Genomic DNA, 13,730 nt, shown 5'->3' with positions numbered 1-13,730 from the left:
TCCGAGCTATGTGACTGGTATCACTAAAAAAAGCCGGGTGGCTGATGCGCCAGCCCCGGCTTCGGTATGGACAAAATTGTCACCGCAAAAGCGACTGCTCGCGGATGTAGGTGGTCAGGCGCTAATCTCGTAGCAAGGGATATACGCAGAGCCTGGTAACTTCATGCGATGCTGTGCGACAAAGCCCTGCAGGAGATCGTCCATGCGGCGCATCATTTCGCGGTCGCCGTGGATTTTATACGGGCCAAACTCTTCAATGGCGCGGATCCCAACTTCCTTCACGTTACCCGCCACAATCCCCGAGAATGCACGGCGCAGGTCGGCCGCCAGTACTTCAACGGGCTGATCCGGGTACAGCTTCAGGTTAGCCATGTTTTCATGGGACGGCTCGAACGGCATCTGCAAATCAGGTGCAATACGAATCGACCAGTTAAAGCTATAGGCATCACCGGTGTCGCGGCGGTTCTCTTTCACCAGCGGCATCGCTTTTTTCATCAGGCGCGCCACTTCCGCAGCGTCGTCAATGATAATGCGATAGTGGCGACGTGCGTCTTCTCCCAGCGTGTGCACAATAAATTCGTCCAGCACGCGGAAGTAGTCGGCGCTCTCTTTTGGTCCGGTCAGGATCAGCGGCAACACCTGATCTTTGTTCGCCGGGTTCATCAGGATCCCCAGCAGATACAACAGCTCTTCTGCTGTCCCTACGCCGCCCGGGAAGATGATAATACCGTGGGCGATACGTACGAATGCTTCCAGACGTTTTTCAATGTCCGGCATGATGATCAGTTCGTTAACCAGCGGGTTAGGTGGCTCAGCGGCAATGATTGACGGTTCGGTCATACCAATAAAGCGGCTGTCTTTGTATCGCTGCTGGGCGTGACCGACAGCAGCGCCTTTCATTGGCGCTTCCATCGCCCCCGGACCGCAGCCGGTGCAGATGTTCAGTTCGCGCAGGCCTAACTGGGTGCCGACGCGACGAGCGTACAGGTACTCATTTTCGTTGATTGAGTGACCGCCCCAGCAGACGACCATATTAGGCGCTTCACCAACGTGTAGCGCGCGGGCATTACGCAGGATCGAGAATACCAGGTTGGTAATATGCACCGAGCTTTCGAGATCCAGATGCTGAAAACGGCCGGCGTTATGGATTTGGCCATTGACGAACAGAATGTCGCGCAGCACGGCGAACAGGTTGGCCTGCAGCGCGCGAATAATGCGTCCATCAACAAACGCATCTTCAGGCGGGTTGATCAGTTCCAGCTTCACGCCCCGTTCGCGGCGCAGCACGTTTATGTCGAAACTTTCAAAGCGTGACAGCAGCTCTTTGCTGTTGTCGGTCAAACTGCCGGAGTTCAGAACGGCAAGCGAACAGTTACGAAACAGTTGATACAGGTCGCTGCTGGCCGTGCGTTTAAGCAATTCGACTTCCAGCTGCGACAACATGTCCATTGAGCCAAGTGGGCTAATATGTGTAATCAAGTAAACTCCTTACGGGACGAGAGACATCATCCTCTATTGATTACAATAGCCCTGGCTTATGACCTTTCACAACCTTGCGCGCGGAATTCGACACGCAAAATTGAGAAAAAAGATTACTGACGTACCAGACGACCGGTTGCCGGAGTGAAATCGGTGTTAGTGCGCCATGGGTTAATGTCCAGGCCGCCACGTCGCGTGTAGCGCGCGTAGACGCTCAGTTTCTCCGGCTGGCAGAAGCGCAGAATGTCATTGAAAATGCGTTCCACGCACTGTTCATGAAACTCATTATGGTGGCGGAAGGAGACCAGGTAACGCAGCAGCTTCTCTCTGTCGATTTTACGTCCGCGATACTGAATTTGTATGGAGCCCCAGTCTGGCTGGTGGGTGATTAAACAGTTGGACTTCAGCAGATGGCTGACCAGCGTCTCTTCCACCGCTTTTTCACCGCTTACGGCATTTTCCAGATACTCAGTGCTGAACTGGTAGTTATCGATGACGATATCCTGATTGTCGATACAGGTGCCGTTAAAGTGGGCTATCGGCTGCCCTTCCATTTCGTCAAGGCGGAACAGCGCTACGCTGACATGGCCCTGAGCACAGGCGCGCAGGTCGTTTTCCAGCGTCTGGCGTACCGCTTCCCAGGAGTCAAAACGGGTCTGGTTAAAACTGTTCAGGTAAAGCTTAAAGCTTTTCGATTCAATCAGGTTGACGCTGGTGTAATCCAGTTCTACATGACCGACCGCGACCTGTGGTAAACCGTTGGCATTCAACCATGACAACTCATACAGCGTCCAGATATCGGCACCGTGAAAAGGCAGATTGTCAGCTTTTAAATCCAACGGATCGCGATTCAGGCTGCGTGGCACGCCCTGAAGCAGGCTGGCATCGTAATTATCCCGGTAATCTGTTGATTTACCGAGAGTCAGGCCGTCAAGCGCCTGATGATTTTCATAAGAGGACATGTTTCACCGTCATAAACCAGATACACTATGCGACAAGTGTATCCTGGCTTTTGTGAAGAGAGAAATCAGTGGACGAATTGACAGCGCAGGCGTTAACAGCCTTTACGACGCGTTATTGCGACGCGTGGCATGAGAAAAATGACAGCTGGCCGCTCAGCGAAGAGCTGTATGGCGTACCCTCTCCGTGTATCATTTCTTCCACAGGCGATGCGGTTTTCTGGCAACCACAGCCTTTTGTTGGCGAAGAAAACGTCAGTGCGGTTGAACGCGCTTTTGATATTGTGATACAACCTGCCATTCACGCTTTTTATACCACTCAGTTTGCCGGGGACATGCACGCACAATTTGCGGATGAGAAACTTACTCTTCTGCAAACCTGGTCTGAAGATGACTTCAGACGCGTACAGGAAAACCTGATTGGCCACTTGGTTACGCAAAAACGCCTTAAGCTCTCTCCTACGCTTTTTATTGCCACACAGGACAATGAGCTTGACGTCATTTCGGTGTGCAATCTGTCCGGTGAAGTGTGCAAAGAAACGCTGGGAACCCGTAAACGGACGGTACTTGCGGCCTCACTTGCGGAATTCCTCACTCAACTTAAGCCAGTTCTGTAATCCAGTTTACTCTGAACCTTGTGAGAGATCTCTTACAAACCCTGTAGGACATTGTCAGATAATGAGTGAAGACTTAACGAATGGGTAAAAATTTAATTCCTTATTATTCATGTTGTTAATGTTTTATTTTCCGCTTTCATACGAAAATAATCTTAAGGGTATGTCTATAAGCGTCTTGTAAGATAAGGCGAAACAGGCGATTCTATACCTGTCGACAAGGAGTCGTACAACGAAGAGAACATCAGGATGATGGCTTTTCGGCAGGACACACCAGGATGGTGTTGCAAGGACAGGCTTCAGGACGAAGCAAAGAGGAAAACGCTGGATGCGTTAAAGGACACCTCCAGGATGGAGAATGAGAGCCGGTCAGGATGTTCGGCGGGTCAGGATGGCCAGGACACTTCAGGATGAAGTTTTCATATCGGGGTGATGTGAGCAGGATGCAAAAGTTCAGGATGAACGCGGTCGCAAGACCACAGGAAAAGTTGTCACGGATGAGCAGGGAGCACTAAAAGTAGCTGGAATGCTGCGAAACGAACCGGGAGCACTGTTTTTACAGTGCTCCCTTTTTTTATTTCCCTTCACTAGTGCTATTCTTCGCGCCAGATTTTTTCATCATTGAGGTTAATTTCATGACGACTCATGACCGTGTGCGCCAGCAGTTACACACGCTTGAAGCGCTACTGCGTGAACATCATCACTGGCGGATGGATGAGCCCGCAGAGCATCTGTTTACCAGCACGCAGCCTTTTTGTATGGATACCATGGAGCCGGTTGAGTGGCTGCAATGGGTATTGATTCCGCGCATGCATATGCTGCTCGATAACGCGCAGCCGCTTCCGCAGGCTTTTGCCGTCGCACCGTATTACGAAATGGCGTTGGCTGCCGATCACCCGCAACGCGAAATTCTCCTGGCGGCATTGCAGGAGCTGGATGCGCTGTTTACCAGTGATAACGCCTGATGCTGGAGATTCTCTATCAGGACGAATGGCTGGTTGCAGTCAATAAACCATCTGGCTGGTTGGTTCACCGCAGTTGGCTCGACCGGGATGAAAAAGTGGTGGTGATGCAAACGGTGCGCGACCAGATTGGTCAGCACGTTTTTACCGCCCATCGACTCGACAGACCAACCTCCGGCGTACTTCTGATGGGGCTATCCAGCGAAGCCGGACGGTTGCTGTCCCAGCAGTTTGAAGAGCATAAAATTCACAAGCGCTATCATGCGATTGTGCGTGGCTGGTTGATGGATGAGGCCGTGCTGGATTACCCGTTGGTAGAAGAGCTGGATAAGATCGCCGATAAGTTTGCCCGTGATGATAAAGGCCCACAGCCTGCCGTCACCCATTATCGCGGCCTGGCAACGGTAGAAATGCCGGTGGCGACCGGACGTTATCCGACCACCCGTTATGGACTAGTGGAGCTGGATCCTAAAACCGGTCGAAAACACCAGCTCAGACGCCATCTGGCGCACTTGCGCCATCCGATTATTGGCGACAGCAAGCACGGTGATTTACGGCAAAACCGCAGCGCCGCGGAGCATTTCGGTTGTCAGCGATTAATGCTGCATGCCAGCCAGCTTGCGCTGACCCATCCTTTCACCGGCGAACCGCTGGTTATTCGCGCCGGGCTGGATGACGTCTGGATGCAGGCATTGTCACAATTTGGCTGGCGTGGACTTCTCCCTGAGAATGAAAGGGTTGAGTTCGTCGAGCGGTCAGGTCAGGATGAGCAGATAGATTCTTAAGTCCCAGGAGATTACGGTTATGGCGGAAATTGGAATTTTTGTCGGCACGATGTACGGAAACGCACTGCTGGTTGCTGAAGAGGCCGAGGCAATTTTGACGGCACAGGGTCATAAAGCCACGGTGTTTGAAGATCCGGAGCTCAGCGACTGGCAGGTATATCAGGATAAATATGTGCTGGTGGTGACCTCAACGACCGGGCAGGGCGATCTGCCCGATAGCATCGTGCCGCTGTTTCAGGGGATCAAAGATAATCTCGGTTTCCAGCCAAATCTGCATTACGGAGTCATTGCGCTGGGCGACAGCAGCTACGTTAATTTCTGCAATGGTGGCAAACAGTTTGATGCGCTGTTACAGGAGCAAAGCGCACAGCGCGTGGGTGAAATGTTGCTGATTGACGCCAGCGAACATCCTGAACCAGAAAGCGAATCCAACCCCTGGGTAGAAAACTGGGGAACCTTGCTCAAATAATCTCTCGCCCGTACGGGCATACAACCCCCATTTGAACCGTAGGCCGGGTCAGGCGAAGCCGCCACCCGGCAATAAAACCCCAATTACGTGAACTAACTTCCACTGCTTTGGGCTTATGCCCCAAACAAATTCTTACTGCCTCTCTAATGTTGTGTTCATGCACGGTGAGGGTAAGAGCCACTCCTTCATATACTTTTCCCGTCAGTTCCCGGAAAGGCAGCGAGTCAGAATAAAACGGCCCTGAGCTGTACCAAAACTGCCACACACTAACCTCTCATTCTGATCACCCTACAGGTGCTGTACAGAATGAACTGGCGACAGCCAAGATTCAGGAGTGCAACAATGAGTTCATTAAGTCAGGCGGCGAGCAGCGCGGAAAAACGCACTAACGCTCGCTACTGGATAGTGGTGATGTTGTTTATCGTCACATCCTTTAACTACGGCGATCGCGCCACTTTATCTATTGCCGGTTCGGAGATGGCCAAAGACATTGGCCTGGATGCCGTCGGGATGGGGTACGTCTTCTCCGCATTCTCATGGGCCTATGTTATCGGTCAGATCCCTGGCGGCTGGTTGCTCGACCGCTTCGGTTCAAAACGTGTTTATTTCTGGTCCATCTTTATCTGGTCCATGTTTACCCTGCTGCAGGGCTTCGTCGATATCTTTAGCGGCTTCGGCATTATCGTTGCGCTGTTTACGTTGCGATTCCTTGTCGGTTTAGCTGAAGCACCTTCCTTCCCTGGCAATAGTCGGATAGTTGCGGCATGGTTCCCGGCACAGGAGAGGGGCACGGCAGTCGCAATCTTTAACTCTGCGCAGTACTTTGCCACCGTTATTTTTGCGCCAATCATGGGGTGGCTGACCCACGAAGTGGGCTGGTCGCATGTGTTCTTCTTTATGGGCGGCCTCGGGATTGTTATCAGCTTTATCTGGCTGAAGGTGATTCATGAACCAAACCAGCACCCGGGCGTAAACCAAAAAGAGCTGGAGTACATTGCTGAAGGCGGGGCGCTGATCAACATGGATCAGGCGGCCGCCAAAGCTAAAGTGCCGTTCAGCGTGAAGTGGGGGCAAATCAAACAGCTGCTGGGCTCACGGATGATGATCGGTATTTACATCGGGCAATACTGCATTAACGCGCTGACCTACTTCTTTATCACTTGGTTCCCGGTTTATCTGGTGCAGGCTCGCGGTATGTCGATTTTGAAAGCCGGTTTTGTCGCTTCGGTTCCGGCCATTTGCGGATTTGCAGGCGGCGTGCTCGGGGGCATTATTTCCGACTGGCTGATGCGTCGTACCGGTTCGCTGAATATCGCCCGTAAAACGCCAATCGTACTCGGCATGCTGCTGTCGATGGTGATGGTGTTCTGTAACTACGTCAACGTGGAGTGGATGATCATCGGCTTTATGGCGCTGGCCTTCTTCGGCAAAGGTATCGGTGCCCTGGGCTGGGCCGTGATGGCCGATACCGCGCCTAAAGAGATCAGCGGTCTGAGCGGCGGTTTGTTCAACATGTTTGGCAACATCTCCGGCATCGTCACGCCAATTGCTATCGGCTACATCGTAGGGACCACTGGCTCGTTTAATGGCGCGTTGATTTATGTCGGGGTGCATGCGCTGATTGCGGTGGTGAGCTATCTGGTGCTGGTGGGTGATATTAAACGTATCGAACTGAAACCTGTCGCAGGACAATGATGATGACAACACAATCAAGCCCCGTTATTACCGATATGAAGGTCATCCCGGTGGCCGGTCATGACAGCATGCTGCTAAATATTGGCGGTGCGCACAATGCATATTTCACCCGCAATATTGTGGTTCTTACCGATAACGCCGGCAATACCGGCGTCGGTGAAGCGCCGGGCGGCGAAGTGATTTATCAGACGCTGGTTGACGCTATTCCGATTGTTTTGGGTCAGGAAGTCGCGCGCCTGAATAAGGTGGTTCAGCAGGTGCACAAAGGTAATCAGGCCGCTGATTTTGACACCTTTGGCAAAGGCGCCTGGACGTTTGAGCTACGGGTAAACGCGGTGGCAGCGCTGGAAGCGGCGCTGCTCGACCTGTTGGGCAAGGCGCTCAACGTACCGGTCTGTGAACTTTTAGGGCCGGGCAAGCAGCGCGATGCGGTCACCGTGCTCGGCTATCTGTTCTACGTGGGCGATCGCACAAAGACCGATTTACCGTATCTGGAAAGCACGCCGGGAAACCATGAGTGGTATCACCTGCGTCACCAGCACGCAATGAATAGCGAAGCCGTGGTACGTCTGGCCCAGGCTTCTCAGGATCGCTACGGTTTTAAAGACTTCAAACTCAAAGGCGGTGTACTGCCTGGCGAGCAGGAAATCGACACCGCTCGTGCGCTGAAAAAATGCTTCCCGGATGCGCGTATTACGGTTGATCCCAACGGTGCCTGGTTGCTGGATGAGGCCATCTCCCTGTGTAAAGGCCTGAACGATGTGCTGACCTACGCCGAAGATCCGTGCGGCGCTGAACAGGGCTTTTCCGGGCGCGAAGTGATGGCCGAGTTCCGCCGTGCAACTGGTTTACCGGTAGCAACGAACATGATAGCCACCAACTGGCGTGAGATGGGCCATGCGGTGATGCTGAACTCAGTCGATATTCCGCTGGCCGATCCGCACTTCTGGACCCTTTCCGGCGCGGTACGCGTGGCACAGTTATGCGATGACTGGGGACTGACCTGGGGCTGCCACTCTAACAATCATTTTGATATTTCGCTGGCGATGTTCACCCACGTTGGCGCCGCTGCGCCGGGCACCCCGACGGCTATCGATACCCACTGGATCTGGCAGGAGGGCGATTGCCGTCTGACCAAAAATCCGCTGGAGATTAAGAACGGGAAAATTGCTGTTCCTGACGCGCCTGGACTGGGCGTAGAGCTGGACTGGGATCAGGTTAACAAGGCTCATGAAGCCTACAAGAGACTGCCCGGTGGTGCGCGTAATGACGCGGGTCCAATGCAGTATCTGATCCCCGGATGGACTTTTGACCGTAAACGTCCCGTTTTCGGCCGCCACTAATTTTGAATAAGGACTTAATGATGAGTGCACAATTTACTACCCCAGTCGTGACCGCGATGCAGGTGATCCCGGTTGCGGGTCATGACAGTATGCTGATGAACCTGAGCGGCGCACATGCCCCATTCTTCACGCGTAATATTGTGATTATCAAAGATAACTCCGGCCACACCGGCGTGGGTGAAATTCCCGGCGGAGAAAAAATCCGCAAAACGCTGGAAGATGCGATCCCGCTGGTGGTAGGCAAAACGTTAGGTGAATACAAAAACGTGCTGAATGCGGTACGCAATACTTTTGCCGATCGTGATGCGGGCGGTCGCGGTTTGCAGACCTTCGATTTACGTACCACTATTCATGTGGTTACCGGGATCGAAGCGGCCATGTTGGATCTGCTGGGTCAGCATTTGGGCGTTAACGTCGCCTCTCTGCTGGGTGACGGACAACAGCGTAGCGAAGTTGAAATGCTGGGTTATCTGTTCTTTGTCGGCAACCGTAAAGCGACGCCGCTGCCGTACCAGAGTCAGCCGGATGAGAAGTGCGACTGGTATCGCCTGCGTCATGAAGAGGCGATGACTCCGGATGCGGTAGTGCGCCTGGCGGAAGCTGCGTATGAGAAGTATGGTTTCAACGACTTTAAACTGAAAGGCGGCGTGCTGGCCGGGGAAGAGGAAGCGGAATCTATCGTTGCGCTGGCGAAGCGTTTCCCGCAGGCCCGCGTGACGCTGGATCCGAACGGCGCGTGGTCGCTAAATGAAGCGATTAAAATTGGTAAGTACCTGAAAGGATCGCTGGCGTATGCGGAAGATCCTTGTGGCGCCGAGCAGGGCTTCTCCGGTCGTGAAGTCATGGCGGAATTCCGTCGTGCCACTGGCCTGCCGACCGCCACCAATATGATCGCCACCGACTGGCGTCAGATGGGGCATACCCTGTCATTGCAGTCAGTGGACATCCCGCTGGCGGACCCGCATTTCTGGACGATGCAGGGTTCTGTCCGCGTGGCGCAGATGTGCCATGAATTCGGGTTAACCTGGGGCTCGCACTCTAACAACCACTTTGATATTTCACTGGCGATGTTTACGCATGTTGCGGCGGCGGCTCCGGGCAAAATTACCGCGATCGATACCCACTGGATCTGGCAGGAAGGTAACCAACGCCTGACCAAAGAGCCGTTTGAGATTAAAGGCGGCATGGTGCAGGTACCGGCAAAACCGGGTCTGGGTGTGGAGCTGGATATGGATCAGGTGATGAAAGCCCACGAGCTGTATCAGCAACATGGGCTGGGGGCGCGTGATGATGCGATGGGCATGCAGTATCTGATCCCTAACTGGACGTTTGATAATAAGCGTCCGTGCATGGTACGCTAAGTGATCTGGGACCGCTCCCAATCGGTGGGCGGTTTTTCTCCTGGTGTATGCTTAACACAGTCAACATGCGTAAGGATGCTTTATGAAAATAGTAATTGCACCGGATTCCTATAAGGAAAGTTTGAGTGCGCTTGAAGTGGCAACGGCTATTGAGATGGGATTTCGTGAGATCTGGCCTGACGCGAATTACGTGAAGCTCCCGGTCGCCGACGGCGGTGAGGGAACGGTCGAAGCGATGGTTGCCGCAACACAAGGTCACCTTGTGCATGTTGATGTTACCGGCCCTTTGGGCAACACGATTCGGGCATTTTACGGTTTATCTGGTGATGAGCGTTCGGCGTTTATCGAAATGGCTGCCGCCAGTGGGCTGGAGCAAGTTCCCGTGGGGTTACGCGATCCGCTGAAAACCACTTCCTGGGGAACAGGGGAGTTAATCCGTCATGCGCTGGACGCTGGCGTTGAGCATATCATTATCGGGATTGGCGGCAGCGCCACCAATGATGGCGGCGCGGGGATGGTACAAGCGCTGGGAGCAAAATTGCTGAATGCGCAAGATAACGATATTGGCCATGGCGGTGCTGGCCTCGAATCGCTCTCGCGGATTGATATCTCTCAGTTAGACCAGCGCCTTGCCGCGTGTCGTATTGAAGTGGCTTGCGATGTCACCAACCCGTTGACCGGTGAAGAGGGCGCTTCTGCGGTTTTTGGCCCGCAAAAGGGGGCGACGCCGGAGATGATTACCCGCCTCGATCGGGCGCTTTCGCACTATGCGCAGCTGATCGCTCGCGATCTGGACGTCAACGTGCTGGATCTGGCCGGCGGTGGTGCTGCTGGTGGTATGGGGGCGGCGCTGTATGCCTTCTGTGGCGCACAGCTACGCTGCGGTATTGAGATAGTGACGGATGCGTTACATCTTGACGCCTGCGTTGCGGATGCGGACTTAGTGGTTACTGGTGAAGGACGCATCGACAGCCAGACCATTCACGGTAAGGTTCCGGTTGGCGTGGCAAAAGTTGCAAAGCGTTACAACAAACCGGTGATTGGTATTGCTGGTAGCCTGACGGCCGATGTCGGTGTTGTGCATGAGCATGGGCTGGATGCAGTTTTCAGCGTTATCTATACCATTTGTACGCTGGATGAGGCGTTGAAGAACGCGAGTGAGAATGTCCGAATGACAGCGCGAAACGTGGCTGCGACGCTCAAAGCAGGGCAGCAATTACGTTGAATTTTCAGGCCGGATGCGGTGCTCATTCCGCATCCGGCGATTTTTACCCTAATAAGCGCTTTGCTTCACGGGCAACGTTATCCATTTCATCCAGAAGCTCTAAAAACTCAGGTTCCAGCTCTTCTTCTTTGGTCCCGCTACGTAATTGCTGCTCAATAAGCTGACACAGGTTTTTCATGCGGGGAACGCCGCTATAACCGCAGCTACCGTGCAGCTTATGGATCATATCCACCAGCCCTTCAGGGTTTTCACCGACCAGCTGTTCTTCAATTTTATTACGTACCTCGGGCAGAAAATCGAGCAGCATTTGCAGCATATCCCGCGCCAGATCGTTTTTACCTGCGGCTTGTCTTAATGCCAACTGCCAGTCGAGCGTGGTATTCGGATTGACGATCGGCTCAACGGGGTCAACGGCGAGCGCCCTAAGCGCTGCGCTTGCGCCGGGTTTATAGCGTAACAGCAGATTATGTAGCTTATCTTCCTCGATAGGCTTCGCCAGGTAATCGTTCATCCCGGCGCTGAGCAACTTCTCTTTCTGCCCGGCCATAGCATGCGCGGTGACCGCAATGACCGGCGTCTGTTGTTGATGAGGAAGCTGGTGGATCAGCTCGCAGGCGCGAATACCGTCCATGTCTGGCATCTGAATATCCATCAGGATCAGATCAAACTGCATCTGTTTGGCGCGATCCACTGCCTGGTGCCCGCTGTCGCAGAGCACAACTTGCTGCACTTTATCCTCCAGCAGTGCGCCAATAAGCTTGAGGTTCGCCGGGTTGTCGTCCACTGCCATGACGGTCATCGCGATTTTGCTCTCGTCTGACAACAGCGGATCTATGCTGTGGTTCAGTTGACAATACTCTGTCAATGCAGGCAGTAAACGGGTTGAGGTGAGCGGTTTCAACAGGCACGCCGCCGCGCCGCCCTGTTTCAATTTCTCGGCGTTAATTTGCGCATGACAAGGCAAGGCCAGTAACAAAAAGTCGGTCATCGCCGCTGCGCTTGCCAGGCGCTCATGCTGCATGGTGAGCGGTTCGCGTAACGTGACCGGTACGCCAAGCAACAGAATATCGTAGTGATCCTTCGGCAGCCCAGAGAATGAAGGGCTGTAAATCACCTCCAGCGGCGTTTCACTCAAGATATCTAATGTGCATTGTGCTGCAGTGGCGTTAGGTTCGACGTAAGCCAGTCGCTTACCGGCCAGACAAAGCGTGGTTGAGCGATCAATGAGAACGTTAGGGTTGAGATCGAGGCTGATATGGAACCAGAACGTGGATCCCCGGTTCGGCTGACTGTGGAAGGAAATATCTCCGCCCATTTCATTGACCAGTTTTTGCGTAATGACCAGGCCCAGTCCGGTACCGCCGTGGCGGCGGGAAATACTGGCATCCGCCTGGCGGAAGGCCTGGAACAGGCGTGACTGATCGCGCTCGGGGATACCAATTCCGGTATCGCGGATTTGCACTTCAATTTGTACTTTTGTATTACTGAGCGCGCGTTTCTCGACCAATATATCGATATTACCGCCTTCGGTAAATTTGATGGCATTGCCGACCAGATTAGTGATCACCTGCTGTAAGCGCAGCGGATCGCCGATGACGTTGTCCGGTACGTCATTCTTAATATTCAGCGTCAGCTCAAGCCCTTTATCGTGGGATGAGTGCGCTAACAGCGTGACGACGTCATCGAGTGTGCTGCGCAGCGGGAATGGGATACTTTCCAGAATCAGCTTGCCCGCCTCAAGTTTGGAGAAGTCGAGCACATCATTGATGATGGCCAGCAGATTGTTGGCCGAGCGTTCAATCGTATTCAGGTGATCGCGCTGCGTGGTGTTGAGCTCGGTTTTTAGTGTCAGACGGGTGAAACCAATCACGCCATTGAGCGGGGTTCGCAGCTCGTGCGACATGTTAGCCAGAAACTCAGACTTAATACGCGCCGCTTCCTGGGCGCGCTTTTTAGCCAGATCCAGTTCGACGTTCTGGATTTCCATCTGTTCCAACGTTTCGCGCAGATCAGAGGTGGCCTGATCGATGTTGTGCTGCATCTCTTCATGGTAGGCCGCAAGTGACATCGCCATCGAGTTAATGCCATTTTTGAGCATATCCAGCTCGCCCAGCATGAAACCCTCCACGCGGCTATCGAGCTGTCCTCGTCGTATTCGGTCAACGGTATTCACCATATTGCGAATCGGGCCGGTCACGTCGCGCATCAGACGCCAGCCAAAAATTAACGCAATCCCGATACAAAACAGCATCATTACGCTGGAGATAAAAATCTCTTTATACTGCTGCAATCTTACTGACTTAAGGTCTAACTCCAGCGCCACGTACCCCAACATATTTTTGTCATTTTTCGCGTCGCTTAAGGCAGATTCATCCGGCGAATACCTTTCCGAGATAATCGGGGTGCGCAGGATCATGATATCTCCGAGTCGCGTGACGCTCAGCTTACGGGGAAACGGTGACCCGGTAGCCAGCTGCATTTCAGACGGATCGAGATGAAAATTGGATGTGACAAACAGTCGGTTATTTTCGTCATAGACAGAAATTGCCCGCACGATATCAGAATGGCGACGATGCAGTACGCTGATCAGTTGGCCGATGGATTCCCTGTTTTGCAGGTTCATGCCATATTCGCTGGAGACCGCGAGTGGCTCAATGATGCTGGCGCCAGCATCTTCCAGTTGACGCTGCAAGTCGTTATAGCGATGCACAACAAAAAAGATACTGAGCAGCAAACCAATCAGGACGGTCGGGGCCAGGATCAGAATCATCATGCGTGCGCGCAGGCTGTAGTTGGTCATGGAGTTCCGTTATGGGACAATTAGGGTCACACTGTTAA

At 53.3% G+C, this 13,730-nt stretch carries 11 protein-coding genes; 8 read left to right on the top strand and 3 right to left on the bottom strand.

Going from position 1 to position 13,730, the window contains the following annotated elements; all coding sequences use genetic code 11:
• Positions 1-114: 114 nt before the first annotated feature.
• Positions 115-1,479 carry a nucleotide 5'-monophosphate nucleosidase PpnN gene (ppnN, locus tag OGY15_RS03530; RefSeq protein ID WP_151224277.1) on the bottom strand — a complete coding sequence of 455 codons (1,365 nt, stop codon included), beginning with the start codon at positions 1,477-1,479 and terminating at the stop codon, positions 115-117.
• 113 nt (positions 1,480-1,592) lie between these two features.
• Positions 1,593-2,441: an NADPH-dependent 7-cyano-7-deazaguanine reductase QueF gene (gene queF, locus OGY15_RS03525; protein WP_151218259.1), complete on the bottom strand. Its 849-nt coding sequence runs from the start codon at positions 2,439-2,441 to the stop codon at positions 1,593-1,595.
• Between the two features lie 68 nt (positions 2,442-2,509).
• On the opposite strand from queF, the gene syd reads away from it, so the two are divergent.
• From syd to OGY15_RS03485, 8 genes are all read left to right on the top strand, one after another.
• A complete protein-coding gene (gene syd / locus OGY15_RS03520; protein WP_151218258.1) occupies positions 2,510-3,055 on the top strand; it encodes a SecY-interacting protein in 546 nt (181 codons plus the stop codon).
• Positions 3,056-3,687: 632 nt separating this feature from the next.
• A complete protein-coding gene (locus OGY15_RS03515; RefSeq protein WP_151218257.1) occupies positions 3,688-4,017 on the top strand; it encodes a YqcC family protein in 330 nt (109 codons plus the stop codon).
• Positions 4,017-4,799, top strand: a complete 783-nt coding sequence (truC, locus tag OGY15_RS03510; protein WP_151218256.1) for a tRNA pseudouridine(65) synthase TruC — start codon at positions 4,017-4,019, stop codon at positions 4,797-4,799. The genes OGY15_RS03515 and truC overlap by 1 nt, the downstream gene beginning before the upstream one ends.
• 19 nt (positions 4,800-4,818) lie before the next feature.
• Entirely contained in the window at positions 4,819-5,268 is a 450-nt protein-coding gene (locus OGY15_RS03505; RefSeq protein ID WP_003846536.1) for a flavodoxin, read from the top strand.
• A gap of 342 nt (positions 5,269-5,610) precedes the next feature.
• A complete protein-coding gene (gene gudP / locus OGY15_RS03500; protein ID WP_003034105.1) occupies positions 5,611-6,963 on the top strand; it encodes a galactarate/glucarate/glycerate transporter GudP in 1,353 nt (450 codons plus the stop codon).
• A gap of 2 nt (positions 6,964-6,965) precedes the next feature.
• Positions 6,966-8,306, top strand: a complete 1,341-nt coding sequence (locus tag OGY15_RS03495) for an enolase C-terminal domain-like protein (RefSeq protein ID WP_187253128.1) — start codon at positions 6,966-6,968, stop codon at positions 8,304-8,306.
• A gap of 20 nt (positions 8,307-8,326) precedes the next feature.
• Positions 8,327-9,667 carry a glucarate dehydratase gene (gene gudD, locus OGY15_RS03490; RefSeq protein ID WP_151218254.1) on the top strand — a complete coding sequence of 447 codons (1,341 nt, stop codon included), beginning with the start codon at positions 8,327-8,329 and terminating at the stop codon, positions 9,665-9,667.
• Between the two features lie 82 nt (positions 9,668-9,749).
• Positions 9,750-10,892 (top strand): glycerate kinase, encoded by a 1,143-nt coding sequence (locus OGY15_RS03485; RefSeq protein ID WP_286538305.1) that lies wholly within the window; start codon positions 9,750-9,752, stop codon positions 10,890-10,892.
• Positions 10,893-10,935: 43 nt separating this feature from the next.
• Here OGY15_RS03485 and barA read toward each other — a convergent pair whose 3' ends face one another.
• The gene (gene barA / locus OGY15_RS03480) at positions 10,936-13,692 is read right to left on the bottom strand and encodes a two-component sensor histidine kinase BarA (RefSeq protein ID WP_278238607.1); all 2,757 of its coding nucleotides are present in this window, start codon (positions 13,690-13,692) and stop codon (positions 10,936-10,938) included.
• Positions 13,693-13,730: the final 38 nt, after the last annotated feature.

It is taken from the genome of Citrobacter sp. Cu231, assembly GCF_030332265.1.
GTDB classification, from domain to species: domain Bacteria; phylum Pseudomonadota; class Gammaproteobacteria; order Enterobacterales; family Enterobacteriaceae; genus Citrobacter; species Citrobacter meridianamericanus.
The sequence above is the reverse complement of the archived record's forward strand: the minus strand, read 5'-3'. Positions and strand labels throughout refer to the sequence as shown.